We start from the raw sequence: 19,631 nt of genomic DNA, 5'->3' as shown, positions 1-19,631 counted from the left end.
GGGGTGCTTGTCAAGGCATCTTTCCCGCCTTGACAAGCACCCCCGAACCGTCAGCACACTTGGCTTCGGGGTGCCCCACGCACCGCCCCCGGCGCAATGTCGCCCCCCAGGGCGACGAGCCGCCACTCACACCCGCCGACGAGACGGAATCGCAGTCAACGCCGTGAACAACACCGCCGCCAACTGCACCAACAGCAACAACCCCCGCTCCGTCCCCGGAAACGTCACCGACACCTCCGACGGCTGCGGCGGCACCGACACCGCCACCTGATGCCCCCAAGCAGGCACAATCGGCACCGCCTTCCCGCCAACACTCGCCTGCCACCCCGCCTCCTGCTCAGCCGCCAGCACGAGCAACCGCCCAGTCGGCCCCTCCGACACCCGCACCCGCACATCCGGCAACCGCGCCGCCACCGGCGAAACCCCCGGATTAACCCCAGGCGCACCCCCGCCAGTCACCGCCTGCTTGGCCAGCTCCGGCGAAATCAACGCCACGACCCCGCCCTTGGCCAGCAACCGCAAAACCGGCCGCCCATCCGAAGTCGGCGCAGCCACCGCAGCAAGATCCCCAGCCGCCGCGGCAAAAGCCCGAGCATCCGTCCCCACCGGCAACACCACGTACTGAACCCCAGACGCCGCAGCAGCCGCGAAAACCCGCTTCAACGCCGCGACATCCCCCTGCCCAAGCCCCCGCCGCCAGTCAGCCAACCGCTCCGGCATCCCCTTGACCGGCGCAAGCTCGTCGTCCCCAAAGAGCGCCAACCGCCCCCCGGTCTGCCGCACCTGCCCAGCACTGACGTCCAGCACCGCCCGCCCGGTAGCCGCGACATCCGCAGCCACCTCAGGCGCCAACTGCGGCCGAGCTCGCGAGGTCAACGGCCCCTCCAAACCAGTCGCGACCGCCCCGACCGCCAACGCAGCCACCACCACAACCCCAGCAACCGCCAGCACCTTCGGCAACCAAGCAACAGGCACCGAGGACCCGCCACGCTGCCAAGTAGCCAGCACCGCCCACAACAACCCGGCACCGACCACCAGCAACGGCACCCCGGCATACCCCGACGCGGCCGCCCCGCCCTGCATCGGCGTCACCTGCACCTGCCGAACCAGGACGACGCCGATCAGCCCGAGCACCGCCAGCGCCAACCCGCCGACAACCTGCTTCCGCGGCCGGACCACCAGCGCGACAAGCGTCGCCGCGAGCACCACCACCCCGGTCGGCCACGCCCCTGGCCCGCCCGGCGTCAGCCCAGCGAGATCCGTCGCGGACGCCGGAGCAGCAGGACCGCCGAGGCCTTGCAGCAGCAGTTCTGGATGCCGCAACAGCACAGTCGGCCACGGCAGCAACAGGACCAGCGGCAACAGCACCACGATCCCCACCGACGCCACCCGGCGAGCCAGTCCGGACGGCGCGGGCAGCACCACGAATCCGACCAGCAGGCCGACCAGCGCAAGCCCGTGCGCGAGCGGTGAAAACGCACCCAGCAACGCGACACCGAACGCGGACAGCGCCGAGACGTGCAACCACCGCGTGCCCGGCCGGGTCAGCAGCCGGACAATGCCCGCGACTACCAGCGGCAGCACAAGATGCACCACAACCACATCGAGCCGCCCCTGCGCGACCGAGGCGGTAGCGGCGGGCAGCAAGGAGTAGGTCGCGGCGATAGCGGCACGGACCCAGCGGCGCACGGCGAGCTTGCGGGTGGCGATATAGGCGCTGAGGGCGGCGAGCGGGATGTCGCCGATGAGCAGGATCGCCACGAGCGCGGCCGGACCGCCGATCGGGGCGAAGATCGCGCCGATCGTCCCCAGCACCGGCAGCGTCGCGGGAGCGGGCGCACCGGTTCCGCCAGCGACGGGGTGCCACGGCGACAAGTACGTCGACCAGATCTCGCCGAGCCCGCCGACCGGCAGCAACTGGCCGCCCCACAGGTCGAGGCCGAGCCGCCCGCGGTTGAGCACCAGCGCCAGCGCGGTGAGCAGGACGACCAGCACCACCGGCGGAGCGAAAACGGTCGCGGCGAGCACCCGGCGCCGGTTGACCTCCACGAACACCAGATCCGGTTCTGGCGCGGCGGGTTCCGGGCGGGGCGAGGGCGACGGATAAGCCGTGGTCTCCTCGACTGGCTCAGTGTCCTCTTCGGACACTGGCGCTTCCGGCAGCGTGACCGCGACCACCGTGCCCGGCCGGCGCAGGCCCCGGCCTCGAGTGCTCAGCCCGCGCAACGCACCGGCGGGCAGGGCGTCCGGCCCGACCGGACGCGCGCCGGACGCGGCGAGCGCCTCCGGCGGGATCCACGCGGATTCTTGCTCCACGCTCTCCGGGACCGTCCCGAGTGCGACATCACTCTGTACCCCGCGCCGGACAAGTCCAACCACCCCGGCGTTGATCGCGTTGCGCAGCCTCGTGATCCGGCTCGTGAAAAGCCCGCGGACGGTGCCCGGACGCGGCTGATCCCGCCGCCGCGCGCGAGCCGCGCGGAGATTTCCCTTGCCCCCGCACAGGTATCCGAGCGCGGCCAGCTCCGCACCGGCCTCGCTGGTGCGCCGCAGCACGAAGAACACGATCGCGCGCAGCACCAGCAGGACCGGCAGCCGGACGAGCCCGAACCAGAACGACGGTGTCGAGCAGTTCACGAGAAAGACGCGTACGCCGTGCGAACGGTTGAGCGCGGCGAGCGGACGACCGGCGGCGTCTGGCGTGCGTTGTCCGGTGGACAGGGCGCGAGCGTGCCGGACACGGGCAGCGGGCACCGAGAGCACGAGCGAGCCGGCGGCGTTGGCGCGCCAGCCGAAGTCGAGATCCTCGCGCAGCAACGGGAAGTCCTCGTCGTAGCCGTCGAGCGCGTCCCAGAGTTCCCGCTGCACCAACGATCCGGCGCTCGGGACGGCGAGGACCTCGCTGGGTTCGCCGTCCGGCGCGGCCATCTGCTGGCGGTGCCCGGAGGCGTCGGTGGACAGCCCGGCTTCGACGATCAGCCTCGGGTCGGTCCAGTCGGTGCCGAGCGGGCCGAGCACCTTCGCGGACGGGTTTTCCTCCGCGGCGAGAAGGAGCTGGTGGAGGCAGTCCGGTTCGGGGGCGCAGTCGTCGTGCAGCACCCACAGCCACGTTCCCGGGTCGCCCCACCGTTCCACCGCGTGCGCGACGGCCGCGGCGACCGCTTCCGCAAACCCGGTTTCACTCGGCAGAGTGATAACTCCGGACAGCACCGGTTCCTCGGCGGCCGCGCCCGGTCGCGCTGCGTCAGCGAGCAGTGTGGGAGTACGGTCGGTGGATCCGGTGTCCACGGCGAGCACGTGCCGCGGGCGTACTGTGCTGCGCCGCAACGCGGAAAGCGCTAGCGGCAGCCATTCTTCGCCGTCGTGACAGACCACAATGGCCAGAACGGGCAACGTCCGCACAGCGGGCGGAACGACGGTGCGAGGCAAGAACGGCTCCTGCTCGGACGGGACGATGGGTGCGGTCACCCTACGGCCTGCGCCGACGCGCGGACACCGGCCCACGCCGCGCGTCCGCCGGATCCCACCGCGTGGACCAGTCCCGGCTCAGTGTCCGCCCGATCGGGCGGACACAAGAAGAATTTCGCGAAGACCGCTCGCGCCGAGGACCCGGGAGACGGGCGGGGTGGCCCGCCTCCCGGCTGCATTGCCCGGCGCTTCAAGGATTCTGCGGCAGAAGACGAAGATCACATCGAGAACCACGGCACACCAACCGGTTTCACCAAGTTATGAGCACCGCAGTCTCGCGACCGCCTGTGCCGGTTCTCACCAACCAGACGCTCGCCAAGCCCCCGCGAGTGGATAACTCAACCCGCGCACAAGCGGGGGGTCCGGGGGCGTGCCCCCGGGCGGGGCCTGGGGGTTGCACCCCCAGAAGACACCTGACCGGCCCGCGGTCCGCGCTTTCCGCGGACACACGTCTCGCCTGAAAGGCCGGTCAGACAGCCCGTTTCTTCAACTTGCGACGTTCCCGTTCGGACAGTCCGCCCCAGATGCCGAAGCGCTCGTCGTGCGCCAGCGCATACTCGAGACAGTCGTCCTTGACCTCGCAGCCAAGGCAAATCCGCTTGGCTTCGCGGGTCGAGCCGCCCTTCTCGGGGAAGAACGCCTCCGGGTCGGTCTGCGCGCACAGGGCGCGCTCCTGCCAGTCCTGCTCCTCGGGGACGTCGAACAGGTCGGTCAGATCCCCGAGCTGCTGCTCCGGGTTCTCTCCCCAACCCACGACGTGCCCCCATTCCCTGTTGTCCGCTTCCAACCGCACGTCCGCCTCCTCGCTCCTACGCACTCCCCAGGCTGGCGGTGGTGAAACGACACCCGCTGCCCCCTCCGACAGCGAATGACATCACTGTGATTACACCTGTGTAGTGCGGCCAGGTCAAGCCGAGTAGCGAGTTCGGGGGATCTCCGCGCCCGGGTGCGCAAGGGGACACGCCGAAGACTTCACACCGGGCATACGGAAGACTGGTGGGGTGCAGAGATCAGCAGTGCGTCCGAGCCCGATCTTCCTCGGCATCCTCGCCGTCGCCGTCGCCGGTGGTTTCCTGGCCGCATACGGTGATTACACGAATCTCCGCGACCCGATGCTCATCGCCGGGGTGGTGCTGCTCGTACTGGGCGGCTGGATGGCGTCGCTGACGCTCCACGAGTTCGGGCACGCCTTCGTCGCCTTCCGCGGCGGTGATCACGAGATCGCTCACAAGGGGTACCTCTCGCTGGACGTCCGGCGCTACGCCGACCCCGTCCTGTCCTTCGTGCTGCCGCTGATTTTCTTGCTGATCGGCGGCATCCCGCTGCCGGGCGGCGCGGTGTGGATCAACCGGGGCGCGCTGCGCAACCGCGCGACCGCGTCCTGGACCTCACTGGCCGGCCCGCTCAGCAACCTCGCCGTCGGCGCCGCGCTGTGCCTGGCGACGATGCTGATCCCGATGGCGCCAGGACTGTTCTACGCGATGTCCTACCTCGCGCTGCTGCAGATGATGACGTTCCTGATCAACATCCTGCCGGTGCCGGGACTGGACGGCTGGGGCGCGCTGGAGCCGTACCTCTCCCCGCAGGCGCGGGAGTTCGGCGCGCGAGTGCGGCCGTGGGCGCCGCTGGCGCTCTTCGCGCTGTTCTTCCTTTTCAAACCGGTGTCGAATCTGCTCTGGACGATCGCCGGAGCCATCTACGAACCGCTCGGCGGAAACGCGGTCGCGGCCGCCGTCGGGCAGACCGCGTTCCTCTTCTGGCACTGAGGGCTCAGGCCCACTGCCGGTGGGCCATGAGCCAGGCGTGCGCGCGCTTGTACACCCTTTTAAGCGCGGAGCGCTCGCCGAAGTAGTCGCCCGCCGCGCCGACCACCGGCAGCATCCCGAGCATCCGGTGAATCCATCGGCCGCGCGGGCGCTTCTCGAGTTCGCCGGTGATCCCCCACAGCGACTTGCCGAGGTGCCAGAGCGTGCGGGCGACGGCTTTCGCGGTGACCTTGCCGTGCTTGCGGTGGGATTCGTCGAGTTCCTCGGTGAGCCGCGCGGTCTCACTGTCCTCCGCGGACTTCGCGGACTTGTCGTGGCTGGCTCCCGCCGCGAGGTCGGCGTCGATGTCACGGTCGAACAGCACCGAGGCGATCAGCCGGACACGGCTGCCGACGTCGGTCACGCCGTACTCCCCCGCGATCGCGCACAGCACCAACCCTTGCGACGCGGCGCCGAGGGTGTCCTGCACCGGCAGCCGGTCGGCGAGCGCGCCGCCGAGTCCGGGGATCGACGTCAGCAGCGAGGTGAGCCTGCCGACCCGGTTGACCCACCAGCTCGCGCGCTGGTCTATGTCCATCGACGCCCACGCCGCGGTGCCCGGCACCTTCACCGAGGTCAGGGCGCGGAGCATTTTCTTCTTGAACCCGGCGTCGGCGAATTCGTCCTCGCCGCGCCGGGCGCGCGCCTGCAAACCGAACGGATCGGCCTCGCGCAGCGCGTCGATCATCGGTGCGCAAGCGCGCACGAACGGTCGCAGAATCGCCACGACCTGACGGTCCGAAATAGCCTCAGACACGGGCACCTCCCTTCGCCGCGGCCCGGCCGAGCCCGCCGCCGAGCACGAGCGCGGCGGGCAGCGCGCTGGCACCGAGCAGCAGCAGTGCGCGCCAGTCCTGGATGAGCACGACGTCGCCACCCGGGCCGAACAGGCCGACCCCGAACACCACGAGTACCCACACCAGCAACGGCACGAACGACAGTCCCGGCCGCACCAGCTTTCCCGCGGTCAGCACGAGCCACGGCGTGGTGACCGCTCCGACCACCGCGGTCACCGGGAACGGCACCTCCCCGAGCGGGCCGAGCCGCAGCGGGAGAAAGAACAGTTCGAGCAGCGCCAGCACGACCGCGTCGGCCGCCAGCAGCACCAGCATCAGCCGCTGGTCGCGAGTGAGCGGGGCGGACACGTCACCACCCGCCGAACAGATCGGTCTCGGCGCCGCGGCCGTCGCCATGGGCGAGCACGAAGTACTCGGCGGACGGGATCGGCTGCGCGATGCTGTTGGTCAGCGCGAAGTGCGCCACCGGACCGTCGACCACGGTCAGCTGCGTTTCGTGCGCGCGGAGGGCCGCCAGCTTCGTCTGCCGGTGCGCGGAGATGTCGACCACGGTGGTGATCTTGCCGTCTGGAGTGGACGGAAGCTCGCCGTCGCGGGCCACCCGGAACGGTGATGTTCCGTCGGCACGCAGTTCGGCCAGCCCGACGGTCAGCGCGGCCTCGGACTGGACCACGTGGAAAACCCGCTGGACCGACGGCGCGTCCGGGGCCGCCGCCATGGTGATCTCGTGCGCGCGGATGTGGTCGGGGTGGCCGTAGCCGCCGAAGGAGTCATAGGTGACGACCACCTGCGGGGCGAAGTCGTCGATGAGGTCGCGCAGCTGAGCGGTCTGCTTCGCCGCCGAACCGCCGGTGAACGCCCGCGGATGCTCGGCGGCGGGCGTGCCCGCCATGCCCGAATCGCGCCACCGGCCGATGCCGCCGAGGTACTCGTGCCGGGCGAGGCCGAGCGCGGCGGCCGCGGCGGCCATTTCACCCGACCGGTACCCGCCGAGCTGGTCGGCCTCCGCCGCGACCAGGAGCGCGAGCCGCGGCGGGACGATTTCGCCCTCTTCGCCGAGCGTGCAGGTCACGACGCAGACCTCGGCGCCTTCGGCCGCGTAACGGGCGATGACGCCGCCGGTGGCGATGCTTTCGTCGTCCGGGTGCGCGTGGACCAGCAGCAGCTTCCGCTTCACGCCCTCAGGTTAATGACCATCGCGCCCGGGCCCGGGAGGCCGACCCCCGGCGCGGCGCTCCGGACCCGGAAAACCGCAGCGTGCACGGGAAAATGCATTCGCATCCCACTCAGCCGGATCAGCGTCCCGGCTCGTGGACGTTCCCTTTCGCGGAACGTTCCGCGGTTCGGAATGCGCGGACGAAGACGCAAGATGCTCGGAACACCCACCGAGTACCTGCCGCCGTGCGGGCCGCCATGCCCGCGCCCGGCGGCGGGCGCATTGTTTCGCTTCACGAGATCGGACCAATTTCTTGTCACTTCGGGTTCGTCGCGGCCGCGTGGCTACTCCATTAGCTGGGCGACCGCCTACGGAACGGGACGGTTATTGTCCGCCGGGCCGATCGGCCTACTGGACCCAACTGCCACCCGAACCGGTCCCGTACCCCCGTGATCAACTACTAACCGTAGTCGATCAGACGCGGAAACCGCGGTACAACCAGGGGGCACGAGATATCTGTTCCGCAACGATCTCACTGAGAGTGTCCGGATCGATAGGTTTGCCGTCTGTCCAATGCCTAAGTTTCACGGCTACGGTGAGCAACGCGATACCGATCGGTGCTTGCGCGTCAGTACGAGCCGCCTCGCAAACCCGCGACGGCGTCGAGCAAGGAGAATGAATGTTAGTGACGACTAGGTCGCGTGCCGTGAAACTCGGCGCGTTCGTCGCGGGCGCGGCCCTTCTGCTCTCCGCATGCGGTGGTGGCGGAGGCGGCAACAGCGCGGTGCAGACCGGGCAGGCATTCGCCGACTGCGACAAGAACCCGAACGCCTGTAACTCGGCGCAGGCCGATCAGCTCCAGCAGGGCGGCGACGTCACCTTCGCCATCGAGAAGAACGTCCCGAACTGGAACGTGACCTCGGCCGAGGGCAACGTCTTCGAGACCGGCATGGTCACCAAGGGCATCCTGCCCTACACCTTCTACGCGACGCCGGACCTCAAGCCGGTCCTGAACAAGGACTTCGTCGAGTCCGCCGACCTGACGAACCCGACGACGATCGTCTACAAGATCAACCCGAAGGCAGTGTGGTCGGACGGCACTCCGCTCTCGGCCGACGACTTCATCTACAACTGGAAGGTGCAGAACGGCAAGGACTGCCCGGACTGCTCCCCCGCGGACACCTCCGGCTACGACCAGGTCACCTCGGTGGTCGGTTCGGACGGCGGCAAGACGGTGACCGTCACCCTTTCCAAGGCCTTCACCGACTGGCGCAAGCTCTGGGGCTCGGCCGGTGCGATGTACCCGGCGCACCTGGCCAAGCAGCACGGCGACACCAACACCCCGGCCGGCCTCGCGTCGTCCTACAAGTGGTTCGGCACGACCCTCCCGACCTGGTCGGGCGGCCCGTGGAAGATCTCGAAGTTCGTCAACAACCAGTCGATCACCGAGGTCCCGAACGAGAAGTACTGGGGCGAGAAGCCGCGGCTGAACAGCGTCATCTTCCGCATCATCACCGACGCGACGCAGGAACCGACCGCACTGCAGAACAACGAGGTGCAGGTCATCTACCCGCAGCCGCAGGTCGACCTGATCAACCAGGTCAAGAACATGCCGAACATCTCCTCCTACATCGGCCTCGGCCTGACCTGGGAGCACTTCGACTTCAACCTCAAGAGCCCGGCGCTGGCCGACAAGACCCTGCGCCAGGCCCTCTACACCGCGATCAACCGCAAGGACATGATCGCCAAGACCGTCGGCCAGTTCACCAACAAGGTCGAGCCGCTGAACAACCACAACTTCATGCCGCAGCAGCAGGGCTACAAGGACGTGGTGAGCTCGACCGGCCAGGGCTCCGGTGACATCGAGAAGGCCAAGAAGCTCCTGACCGACGCCGGGTACAAGCTGAACAACAACCAGCTGTCCGACCCGAGCGGCAAGCCGATCCCCGAGCTGCGCATCCGCTACACCGTCGGCAACCAGATCCGGCAGAACGAATGCGAGCTGTTCGCGCAGACCGCGGCCCAGCTGGGCGTCAAGGTGAAGGTCCAGTCCACCGACGACCTCGGCCAGACCACCACCAGCGGCGACTACGACGTCATCGTGTTCGCGTGGGTCTCCTCGCCGTTCGCGATCGGCGGCGCGAAGCAGCTGTGGGGCACCGGTCAGGGCAGCAACTACGGCAAGTACACCAGCAAGCAGGTCGACGACCTGATGGACCAGGCCAGCGCCGAGCCCGACCAGACCAAGGCGGCGGACCTGCTCAACCAGGCCGACCAGATCATGACCAACGACGCGTACGTGCTTCCGCTGTACCAGAAGCCGACCTTCATCGCCTCGTCGGACAAGATCGCGAACATCCGCAACAACTCGACGCTCGACGCGCCGGTGTACAACATGGCGGAGTGGGGCATCCGGAAGTGATCAACGACCGGTAGATTCCCGCAGGACAACCGGTGAAGGGCCGGCCGTGAAGCCGGCCCTTCACCGTATCCGCGAACAATTGCCCTTTTAGTTCCCGAACACCACGATTGCCCCGCCTTCGCCGCCAAGGCCTGCCACCACGAGCGGCGGGCGCCGGCAGAACACCGTCCAGAGCAGGAAGACCTCCATGCTTGCCTTCGCACTGCGCCGGCTATTCGTCTCGGTGCCGATCCTCATCGTGTCGACGTTCGTCGTCTTCGTGATGGTGTCGCTTTCGGCCAACCCGTTGACCCCGCTGATCGCGAGAAACCCGCCGCCGCCCCCTCGCACCATCGAACTCGAACGCATCCGGCTGCATCTCGACCAGCCGATTCTCGAGCGATACTGGCACTGGATCACCGGTGTGCTGCACGGTGATTTCGGCCCCTCGGTCCAGTCCACCATGAACATCGGCAGCGAGGTGTTCGGCCGGTTCGGCGTGACGCTGCGGCTGATCGTGCTCGCCATGGTGGTGGCGCTGATCCTCGCCGTGCTGATCGGCGTGATCAGCGCTTCGCGGCAGTACTCGAAATTCGACTACACCGCGACCTTCTTCGGCTTCCTGTTCCTGTCGATGCCCTCGTTCTGGTTCGCCCTGGTGCTCAAGCAGATCGGCATCGGGATCAACGAGTCCGTCGGCGACCAGGTCTTCTACACCATCGGTTCCTCGTCGGTGGTCGCCGCGGGCGGATTCTGGACCCAGTTCGGCGACGTGCTCGGCCACCTGATCCTGCCGACGATCTCGCTCGCGCTGACGAGTTACGCGGCCTGGAGCCGCTACCAGCGCGCATCCATGCTCGAGGTGCTCAACAGCGATTACGTCCGCCTCGCGAGGGCCAAGGGCCTGCCGCGCTGGACGGTGACGCGCAAGCACGCGCTGCGCAACGCGCTGATCCCGCTGACCACGGTGACCGCACTCGACATCGGCTCGATCCTCGGCGGTGCCGTGGTGACCGAAACCGTGTTCCAATGGCAGGGCGCGGGCGCTTTCCTGCTGGACGCGATCAAACGAAGCGACGTGTACGCGGTCGAGGCGTGGCTCCTCATCGCGGCCACGTTCATCATCCTGCTCAACCTGATCGCCGACCTGCTCTACGGCCTGCTCGACCCGAGGATCCGCTATGCCTAACGACGTATTCGACACCCCGCCCACCACCCTGGGCGGCGCTCGGTTCGCTCCGGACGACCCGCAGACCCCGCAGGGCGCGCCCGAACGCGAGTTCACGGTCAAGGAACGCAGCCAGGCGCAGCTGGTCTTCCGGCGGTTCCTGCAGCACCGGCTCGCGATGATCAGCCTCGTCGTGTTCGTGCTGATCATCCTGTTCGCCTACGTGGGCGCGGCGATCTGGAAGTACGACGCGGGCACCATCACCGACCAGAACTCGGCCCCGCCCTCGGGCGACCACCCGTTCGGCACCGACGCGGTCGGCCACGACACCCTCGCCCAGGTGATGCGCGGGACGCAGATCTCGCTGCAGATCTCGATCCTCGTCGCGATCTTCGCGACCGTCGTGGGCACCATCTGGGGCGCAGTCGCCGGTTATTACCGCGGCTGGCTCGACACGGTCCTGATGCGCATCGCCGACCTCGTGCTCACGCTGCCGCTGCTCGCGGTGGCCGCGGTGCTGGGCCACCAGTCCGGCGGCACGTGGTGGCTGATCGCGGTCGTCATCGGCGGCCTCTACTGGGCTTATGTCTCCCGGGTGGCGCGCGGCGTCGTGCTTTCCTTGCGCGAGAAGGAGTTCGTCGAGGCGTCGAAGGCGCTCGGCGCGAGCGACAGCCGGATCATCTTCCGGCACCTGGTGCCCAACGCGCTCGGCGCGATCATCGTCAACCTGACGATCCTGGTGTCGATCGCCATCCTGCTCGAGACGGCGCTGTCGTTCCTCGGCTTCGGCGTGCAGCCGCCGGACACCTCGCTCGGGCTGCTCGTGAGCAGCGCGCAGACCGCGATCGACACGCGGCCGTGGCTGTTCTACTTCCCGGGCATTTTCATCATCCTGATCGCACTGACGATCAACTTCATCGGGGACGGCCTGCGGGACGCGTTCGACCCCCAGCAGACGAAGGTGCGCGCATGACTCAGAACGTCTCCGATGGACGCGGCGGCGATCCCGTCCTCGTCGTTGAGGACCTGACCGTGCAGTTCCCGACCAGCGAGGGCGTGGTCAGCGCCGTGCGCGGCGTGAACTACCAGCTTCGCCGCGGCGAAGTGCTCGGCATCGTCGGCGAATCGGGTTCCGGCAAATCGGTGACCTCGCTCGCGGTGATGGGCCTGCTGCCGAAGACCGCGAAGGTGTCCGGCTCGATCCGGTTCGGCGGGCAAGACCTGCTCAAGTGCAGCGAGAAGGAACTGAACAAGGTCCGCGGCAAGGGCATCGCGATGGTCTTCCAGGACCCGATGACCTCGCTGAACCCGGTGTACACCGTGGGCGACCAGATCGCCGAGGCGATCACCGCGCACCACGACGTGCGCAAGGACGTCGCTAAGAAGCAGGCGATCGAACTGCTCGACCTGGTCCGCATCCCGAACCCGAAGCAGCGCGCGGACGAGTACCCGCACCAGCTGTCCGGCGGCATGCGCCAGCGCGTGGTGATCGCGATCGCGATGGCCAACAACCCGGACGTGATCATCGCGGACGAGCCGACCACCGCGCTCGACGTGACCGTGCAGGCGCAGATCCTCGAAGCGCTGCAGGCGGCGCAGAAGGAAACCGGCGCGGCGATGGTGCTGATCACGCACGACCTCGGCGTGATCGCGGGCCAGGCGGACCGGGTGCACGTGATGTACGCGGGCAAGGTCGTCGAATCCGGCACGGTCGACGACATCTTCTACAACCCGCGGATGCCCTACACGCTGGGCCTGCTCGGCAGCCTGCCGCGGCTGGACGTGAAGACCGAGCGGCTCACGCCGATCACCGGTTCGCCGCCCGCCACGCAGAACATGCCGCCGGGCTGCCCGTTCAGCCCGCGCTGCCCGTTGTCGCAGCCGATCTGCGACGAGGAGGAGCCGGCGCTCGTCGCGGGACCGAACGGCCAGCACGCGGCCTGTCACTTCACCGAGCAGGTCGTCGGGAAAGACCCGGCCGAGCTGTTCAGCGCCACCGCGGCCGACACGACAGCCGTCCCGGTCGCCGTGGACGCCGCCGCCACCGACACGGAGACGAACCGATGAGCGAGGCCACGGCGGGAAAGACGCCCGTCCTCTCCGCGCAAAACCTGGTGAAGCACTTCCCCATCCGCGGCGGCGGCATCCTGCGCCGCGTTTCGGGGGCGGTGCAGGCGGTGTCGGACGTGTCGTTCGACATCTACCCGCACGAGACGCTCGCACTGGTCGGCGAGTCCGGCTGCGGCAAGTCGACCACCGCCCGGGTGGCGCTGGCACTGCAGCCGCTCACCAGCGGCAAGGTCACCTACGAGGGCAAAGACCTCGCGACGATGGGCAAGCGCGAACTGCAGCGGCTGCGGCGCAGCATGCAGATCGTGTTCCAGGACCCGTACGCCTCGGTCGACCCCCGGCTGCCGGTGAACGAGATCATCGCCGAACCGCTGCGCATCCACGGGCTGTACGAAAAGGGCGGTAAGCAGCAGGTCCGCGACCTGATGAAGACCGTCGGCCTGCGCCCGGAGCACGGCAACCGGTTCCCGCACGAGTTCTCCGGCGGTCAGCGGCAGCGCATCGGCATCGCCCGCGCGCTCGCGTTGAAGCCGAAGGTGCTGGTGCTGGACGAGCCGGTGTCCGCGCTGGACGTCTCGATCCAGGCCGGCGTGCTGAACCTCTTGAAGGATCTGCAGGCGGAACTCGGGCTGTCGTACCTGTTCGTGTCGCACGACCTTTCCGTGGTGCGGCACGTGGCGGACCGGATCGCGGTGATGTACCTCGGCAAGATCGTGGAGACCGCGCCGTCGGAGGAGCTGTTCGAGAATCCGGCGCATCCGTACACGCAGGCGTTGATCTCGGCGATCCCGGTGCCGGACCCGCGCAAGGAGCGCACGCGGCAGCGGATCGTCATCACCGGTGACGTGCCCAGCCCGGCCAACCCGCCGTCGGGCTGCCGGTTCCGCACCCGGTGCCCGAAGTTCGCCAACCAGCTGGACGACGCCGGGCGCGAGAAGTGCAAGACGGAAGAGCCCGCCTTGGTCGACCGCGGGCAGGCGCACCCGGTGGCGTGCCACTTCGCGGAAAGCCTGCAGCTGATCTGACGCAGTACGCGAAATGGGGCCTCGCACTTTGCCGTGTGGGGCCCCATTTTCGTGTCCTTGGAGGTCACTCAGCACACATCGAGCCGGTCCGGGCGAGCTGCCGCGGAGGCTTACCTGCGGGCACCTTCGTACTGTTACACCCATAGCAGCTATCGCGTGTCGCACGATACCGGCGGAAGGGAGCCCGCTGTGGCCGCTGAGCCATTCAAGGTCACCGTCACCGAGGCTGAAATCGCGGACCTGCGGGAACGGTTGAGCCGGACCCGGTGGCCCGAACGCGAGCCGGTGGACGACTGGTCGCAGGGTTTGCCGCTGGCGTACGCGCAGGAGCTTTGCCGCAGCTGGGCCGAGGACTACGACTTCGGGTTCGCCGAGCGGCTGAACGCCTTCCCCCAGTACCGCGACACGATCGACGGGCTCGGCATCCACTTCCTGCACGTCCGCTCGCCGGAGCCGGACGCCTTCCCGCTCGTGCTCACGCACGGGTGGCCGGGTTCGGTGCTCGAATTCCTCGACATCCTCGGCCCGCTGACCGACCCGCGCGCGCACGGCGGCGACCCGGCGGACGCGTTCCACGTGGTCGCGCCGTCGTTGCCCGGGTACGGCTGGAGCGACAAGCCGTCCACGACCGGGTGGGGTGTCACTCGTATCGCGCGCGCCTGGGACACGTTGATGGTCTCGCTGGGTTACGAACGGTACGGCGCGCAGGGCGGCGACTGGGGTTCGGCGGTGTCCGGCGCGCTGGGCGAGGTCGCGCCCGAACGGGTCGCCGGCGTCCACTTGAACCTGGGATCCGTGGCGGCGGGCGCGTTCGACGACCCGACGCCCGCGGAGCTGGCAAATCTCGAAGCAGAAAGGGAGATGCAGCGCACCGGCCGGGGGTATTCGGCGATCCAGGCGACCCGGCCGCAGACACTCGGCTACGCCCTCACCGACTCCCCGGCAGGGCAGGCCGCCTGGATCGCCGAGAAGTTCTGGGCGTGGACGGACAACGACGGCCATCCCGAGGACGCGTTGTCGCGGCAGACGATCCTCGACGAGATCTCGGTCTACTGGTTCACCGCGTCGGCCACGTCTTCGGCGCGTCTGTACTGGGAGAGCTTCGCCCACTTCCGCGACAAGGTGACCGCGCCGTCCGGGCTGTCGGTCTACCCGCGCGACATCACCCGACCGTCGAGGCGGGAGGCCGAACTCCGATTCACCGACCTGCGCTGGTTCGAGGAGCTGCCGCGCGGTGGCCACTTCGCCGCGCTGGAGCAACCGGAGTCGCTGGTCGAGCAGGTGCGCGGGTTCTTCAGCCTGGTCCGCTGACGGCGGATCAGGTGGCGCCGCGGGTCCAGTTCACCGCGGAGCCGAACGGCCCTTGCATCGGAGGGCCAGGCGTCAGGCCGGAGATTCCCTTGCCCACAGCCAAAGTTTCGGCTTCCTGGAACAGCGGGATCGCCACGTTCTGAGACCACAGCTGCGGTTCGAGCGTTTTGAGCGAGTCGGCGACGGTCGCGGAACCGGTGAGCGCGGAGTCGATCGTCGCTTGCAGTCCTTGGTCGCACATTCCCGCGGGATTGGCTGGCACCACGGGCTTTGTCTTGTCCGCGGGCGTGGGTTCGGGCGCGCAGCCGTAGCTGGACGCCAGAACCGTCGCCGGGTCGCCGCCGACTGGCTGGCCTACGACGGCGATGTCGACGCCGACGGTGCTGTTCGAGTCCGGGCTCGCCTGTTGTTTCCCGTTCACCACCGGCATGGCCAGCAGCGACGAGTACAGGTCGCGCGGCTGCGGTTTGATCTGGTTGACCTCGATGCCGCCCGCGACGAGCTCCGAGGAAAGTTCCTTCGCGATCGACGCGTACGGTTCCTGCTCGCCGGGCGACGCGAGCACGATCGACAGCGTTTTGTTTCCCTTGCGCCACACGCCGGCTTCCTTCTTGTACCCGGCGGCGGTGAAGTACTGCTCGGCTTTCGTCGCGTCCGGCGCGGCTGGCGGTCCGGCCGGAATGGTGGCCGCGTAATCCTTCGCCGAGGGCGGCAGGACTTGAGCGTCCGCTTTCAGCGTCGCGGACGGGCCGCCCTTCGCTCCGGCGGCGATCAGTTTTCCGCGGTCCAGCAGCGCGGCGATGCCCGCGCGGACTTGGGGTTCGGAAAGCGTCGCACTGACCGGACGCAGCAGCACCGACGCGGTCAGCGGGCGCGGCAGCGTGTGCAATTTGACGGCCGAACCCAGGTCGTTGAGCAGCTGCAGACCGGTGGAATCGGTGCGGGTCAGGGAGAACTGGTCGTTTCCGCTGCGCAGTGCGGTCGCGATGCCGGACGCGTCGGAGCGGCGCAGGATCAGGGTGTCGACCGCGGCTGGCTTTTCCCAGTACCGGTCGTTGCGCTGGAGGGTCGCTTCGCCGCGGGCGGTGTCGATCGTTTTGATCGCGAACGGACCGGCTACCGCGGGGAAGCTCGTCGCGAGGGCGTTCGCCCAGCCGCCGGGCGAATCCTTGAGCAGGTGCTGCGGCAGCAGATTGTCGAACAGCGTCTGCCACGCCGGGTACGGCTTGCTGAAGGTGACCTCGACGCCCTTGCCGCCGTCACGGGATTCGATGTCCGAGATCAGCCGGTAGCCTGCCGGTTCGATCACGCCGGGGTTCGTCTTCATCGCGTTGGCGAGGTAGATGAAGTCCTCGGTGGCGATCGGGGCCCCGTCGGACCAGGAGGCGTCCGGGCGGATCACGTACTTCACCGTGAACGGCACCTGCGAGACGACCTCGGCCGAGACCATCAGCGTCTTGTCGAGCGTGCGCGTGCCGTCGTCGGACTGCCGGAACACCGAGGGCAGCAACAGCTGCGACAAAGCCGTGGTGATCGTGGACGCGTCCGCGATGCTGTGCGGGTTGTAGCCGCCGACGACGTCGTCCACGCCGACCACGATCTGCGACAGCGACGCCGCGCTGGTCGTGCTCGACGGCGGAGCCGACGTGACCACCGGGGGCGGCGGGGTGTTCGAACACGCGGCGAGCAGTACTCCCGCCAGCGCGAGCACCGGCGCAAGCCGGCGTCCGAATCGCACGCTCGTCCTCCTGAAAGTTCCCGCCGCGCTCCGTGGTCCGAGCGGACATGCTGCCATGCCAGGGCGGGGGCCGGCATCGAGATTCCCACATCGGCCGCCGCTCCGTGACATCGGAGTGGATACCGCCATAAGAGTGGACGCGCGAGGAGCCGTCGCGGTTCACGCGAAAGGGCGCCTCCCGGGAACGGGAGGCGCCCTTTTTCACCTGCGCGAGGTTCAGCTGTTGTTGTCGCGGCTCTTGGCCCGCGAGCGCTCCTTGGCGCGGGTGTTGATGTCGAGCGTGACCTTGCGGACCCGCACGACCTCCGGCGCGACCTCGACGCATTCGTCGCTCGCGCAGAACTCCAGCGCCTCTTCCAGGCTGAGCTTGCGCGGGCGGGCCAGCGTCTCCATCACGTCGGCGGAGGACTGCCGCATGTTGGTGAGCTTCTTTTCCTTGGTGATGTTGATGTCGAGGTCCTCGAACCGCGGGTTCTCGCCCACGACCATGCCCTCGTACACCTCCGCGCCGGGCTCGACGAAGAACGTGCCGCGGTCGGCGAGCTGGATCATCGCGTACGCGGTGATCGGGCCCGAACGGTCGGCGACCAAGGAGCCGCTGTGCCGGGTGCGGATCTCGCCCGCCCACGGGAAGTAGCCCTCGAACACGTGGTTCGCGATGCCGGTGCCGCGGGTTTCGGTGAGGAAGTCGGTGCGGAAACCGATGAGGCCGCGCGAGGGCAGCACGTAGACCAGCTTGATCCGGCCGGTGCCGTTGCCGCTCATGTCCTCCATGCGGCCCTTGCGGGACGCGAGCAGCTGGGTGATCGCGCCGAGGTGCTCCTCGGGCGAGTCGATGTACAGGCGCTCGAACGGCTCGTGCAGCTTGCCGTCGATCGTGCGCAGCACCACCTGCGGCTTGCCGACGGTGAGCTCGAAGCCCTCGCGGCGCATCTGCTCGACCAGGATGGCCAACGCCAGCTCGCCGCGGCCCTGCACCTCCCAGGTGTCCGGGCGCTCAGTCGGCAGGACGCGGATCGAGACGTTGCCGATCAGCTCCTGGTCGAGGCGGGCCTTGACCAGCCGCGCGGTGACCTTGTCGCCGCCGTTGCGCCCGGCCAGCGGCGAGGTGTTGACGCCGATGGTCATCGAGATGGCGGGCTCGTCCACGGTGATCCGCGGCAGCGCGACGGGGTTCTCCGGGTCGGCGAGGGTGTCGCCGATGGTGATGTCCGGGATGCCCGCGATCGCGACCAGTTCGCCCGCGCTGGCCTCGGACGCCGGGACGCGGGTGAGCGCCTCGGTGACGAGCAGCTCGGAGATCCGCACGTTCTGGACGGTGCCGTCCTCGCGCATCCAGGCCACGGTCTGGCCCTTGCGGAGCTTGCCGGCGTGGATGCGGATCAGCGCGATGCGGCCGAGGAAGTTCGACGCGTCGAGGTTGGTGACGAGCGCCTGCAGCGGGGCGTCCAGGTCCGCGGCCGGGGCCGGGACGTGCTGGAGCAGGGTCTCGAACAGCGGGTCGAGGTTTTCGCTGTCGGGAAGACCGCCGTCCTCGGGCTGCTCGAGCGACGCCTTGCCGGCGCGCGCGGAGGCGTACACGACCGGCAGGTCGAGAATCGCGTCGAGGTCGGCGTCCTCGATGTCGCCGGCCAGGTCGAGCAGCAGGTCGTGGGTCTCTTCGACGACCTCGGAGATCCGCGCGTCCGGCCGGTCGACCTTGTTGACCAGCAGAATCACCGGCAGCTTCGCCTCGAGCGTCTTGCGCAGCACGAACCGGGTCTGCGGCAGCGGCCCCTCGCTGGCGTCGACCAGCAGCACGACGCCGTCGACCATGGAGAGGCCGCGCTCGACCTCGCCGCCGAAGTCGGCGTGGCCCGGGGTGTCGATCACGTTGATGGTGACCGTGCCCTCAGGCGTCTGGCGGTGGATGGAGGTGTTCTTCGCGAGAATGGTGATGCCCTTTTCCCGCTCGAGCTCACCGGAGTCCATCACGCGGTCGACCAGCTCGGCGCGTTCGGCGAAGGCGCCGGACTGCCGGAGCATGGCGTCGACCAGGGTCGTCTTGCCGTGGTCGACGTGGGCGACGATCGCGACGTTGCGCAGGTCGGGCCGGGTCTTACCGGACGCGCGGCCGGTTTCGACCGCGGTGGCGCTGGCTGCGGGCACGCGAAGACTCCTGAACTCGAAAGAAGGCGGGTGGCACCGCGCGGCGAAGAGAGATCACGGGCTCCGGACAAAGAGACCGGCTCTCGCTGACCGGCTTTGGCCACACGCGGACTTCAATCAGGATACCTGTTGGGTTGGTGTGAGGAGCGCCACGCCCCATGATCGGTTAGGCTCACCTAACCTGACAGTGTTCCCGGCGACCCGACCTTGAGGAGTACGCGGTGGGAAAAAAGCACGCCGACACCCCTCAAGCCATCGTGCGAAAGCTGATGAAGGCCGGAAAAGTCAAGAAGAAGTGCTGCCGCTCCAAAGACCGCTGCAAAAAGTGCCCAGTTCTGGCACTAAAAAAGGCAAAGAAGCAAGTCGCCAAAGCCGCCTAGCACCTCCACCCACCAGCACCCAGGCAACCAGGCACCCAGCCCCCGCCCTGCACCCCGATACGAAGCCTTCCCTGCGGTTCGGGGGTGGGTGTTGAAGGACCCCGCTCCACGTGGCCCACCCCAACGAAAAAGCGCAAAAAAACACCCCGAGATGCCCCACTCGC

Annotated in this window: 15 protein-coding genes; 8 read left to right on the top strand and 7 right to left on the bottom strand. The window is 68.6% G+C overall.

From position 1 onward, the window contains the following. Positions 1-126: 126 nt before the first annotated feature. Both ACZ63D_RS10100 and ACZ63D_RS10095 read right to left on the bottom strand, forming a co-directional pair. Positions 127-3,429: a glycosyltransferase gene (locus ACZ63D_RS10100; protein WP_465354743.1), complete on the bottom strand. Its 3,303-nt coding sequence runs from the start codon at positions 3,427-3,429 to the stop codon at positions 127-129. Positions 3,430-3,937: 508 nt separating this feature from the next. After that, entirely contained in the window at positions 3,938-4,261 is a 324-nt protein-coding gene (locus ACZ63D_RS10095) for a WhiB family transcriptional regulator (protein WP_037355639.1), read from the bottom strand. 223 nt (positions 4,262-4,484) lie between these two features. Between ACZ63D_RS10095 and ACZ63D_RS10090 the strand changes: the two genes are divergently transcribed. Beyond that, positions 4,485-5,234: a site-2 protease family protein gene (locus ACZ63D_RS10090; protein ID WP_465354742.1), complete on the top strand. Its 750-nt coding sequence runs from the start codon at positions 4,485-4,487 to the stop codon at positions 5,232-5,234. Positions 5,235-5,238: 4 nt separating this feature from the next. Here ACZ63D_RS10090 and ACZ63D_RS10085 read toward each other — a convergent pair whose 3' ends face one another. The 3 genes from ACZ63D_RS10085 to mshB are packed head-to-tail and all read right to left on the bottom strand — an operon-like array spanning position 5,239 to position 7,247. Then, positions 5,239-6,030: a hypothetical protein gene (locus tag ACZ63D_RS10085; protein ID WP_465353948.1), complete on the bottom strand. Its 792-nt coding sequence runs from the start codon at positions 6,028-6,030 to the stop codon at positions 5,239-5,241. Continuing rightward, positions 6,023-6,385: a hypothetical protein gene (locus ACZ63D_RS10080; protein WP_465354741.1), complete on the bottom strand. Its 363-nt coding sequence runs from the start codon at positions 6,383-6,385 to the stop codon at positions 6,023-6,025. The genes ACZ63D_RS10085 and ACZ63D_RS10080 overlap by 8 nt, the downstream gene beginning before the upstream one ends. A 34-nt stretch (positions 6,386-6,419) precedes the next feature. Then, positions 6,420-7,247, bottom strand: a complete 828-nt coding sequence (mshB, locus tag ACZ63D_RS10075; RefSeq protein WP_465353947.1) for an N-acetyl-1-D-myo-inositol-2-amino-2-deoxy-alpha-D-glucopyranoside deacetylase — start codon at positions 7,245-7,247, stop codon at positions 6,420-6,422. 658 nt (positions 7,248-7,905) lie between these two features. Here mshB and ACZ63D_RS10070 point away from each other — a divergent pair. The 6 genes from ACZ63D_RS10070 (at position 7,906) to ACZ63D_RS10045 (ending at position 15,201) form a co-directional block, all read left to right on the top strand. Continuing rightward, positions 7,906-9,648, top strand: a complete 1,743-nt coding sequence (locus ACZ63D_RS10070; RefSeq protein ID WP_465353946.1) for an ABC transporter family substrate-binding protein — start codon at positions 7,906-7,908, stop codon at positions 9,646-9,648. A gap of 187 nt (positions 9,649-9,835) precedes the next feature. Further along, complete coding sequence (locus ACZ63D_RS10065) at positions 9,836-10,816, top strand: ABC transporter permease (RefSeq protein WP_465353945.1); 981 nt, start codon at positions 9,836-9,838, stop codon at positions 10,814-10,816. Next, on the top strand, positions 10,809-11,768 hold the full coding sequence (locus ACZ63D_RS10060; RefSeq protein WP_465353944.1) for an ABC transporter permease: 960 nt from the start codon (positions 10,809-10,811) through the stop codon (positions 11,766-11,768). Before ACZ63D_RS10065 ends, ACZ63D_RS10060 begins: the two co-directional genes overlap by 8 nt. After that, positions 11,765-12,862 (top strand): ABC transporter ATP-binding protein, encoded by a 1,098-nt coding sequence (locus tag ACZ63D_RS10055; protein ID WP_465353943.1) that lies wholly within the window; start codon positions 11,765-11,767, stop codon positions 12,860-12,862. The genes ACZ63D_RS10060 and ACZ63D_RS10055 overlap by 4 nt, the downstream gene beginning before the upstream one ends. Next, positions 12,859-13,890 carry an ABC transporter ATP-binding protein gene (locus ACZ63D_RS10050; RefSeq protein WP_465353942.1) on the top strand — a complete coding sequence of 344 codons (1,032 nt, stop codon included), beginning with the start codon at positions 12,859-12,861 and terminating at the stop codon, positions 13,888-13,890. The genes ACZ63D_RS10055 and ACZ63D_RS10050 overlap by 4 nt, the downstream gene beginning before the upstream one ends. Positions 13,891-14,079: 189 nt before the next feature. After that, positions 14,080-15,201 carry an epoxide hydrolase family protein gene (locus ACZ63D_RS10045; protein ID WP_465353941.1) on the top strand — a complete coding sequence of 374 codons (1,122 nt, stop codon included), beginning with the start codon at positions 14,080-14,082 and terminating at the stop codon, positions 15,199-15,201. 7 nt (positions 15,202-15,208) lie between these two features. Here the strand turns inward: ACZ63D_RS10045 and ACZ63D_RS10040 are convergent, their stop codons facing one another. Together ACZ63D_RS10040 and typA are read right to left on the bottom strand one after the other, a co-directional pair. After that, positions 15,209-16,912, bottom strand: a complete 1,704-nt coding sequence (locus ACZ63D_RS10040; protein WP_465354740.1) for an ABC transporter family substrate-binding protein — start codon at positions 16,910-16,912, stop codon at positions 15,209-15,211. A 243-nt stretch (positions 16,913-17,155) separates the two neighbouring features. After that, entirely contained in the window at positions 17,156-19,087 is a 1,932-nt protein-coding gene (typA, locus tag ACZ63D_RS10035) for a translational GTPase TypA (RefSeq protein ID WP_406638156.1), read from the bottom strand. A gap of 221 nt (positions 19,088-19,308) precedes the next feature. Between typA and ACZ63D_RS10030 the strand changes: the two genes are divergently transcribed. Then, positions 19,309-19,467, top strand: a complete 159-nt coding sequence (locus ACZ63D_RS10030) for a hypothetical protein (RefSeq protein ID WP_465353940.1) — start codon at positions 19,309-19,311, stop codon at positions 19,465-19,467. Positions 19,468-19,631 lie beyond the last annotated feature (164 nt).

It is taken from the genome of Amycolatopsis sp. NPDC104775 (assembly GCF_055583325.1).
This window is presented reverse-complemented; position numbering and strand designations above follow the sequence as displayed.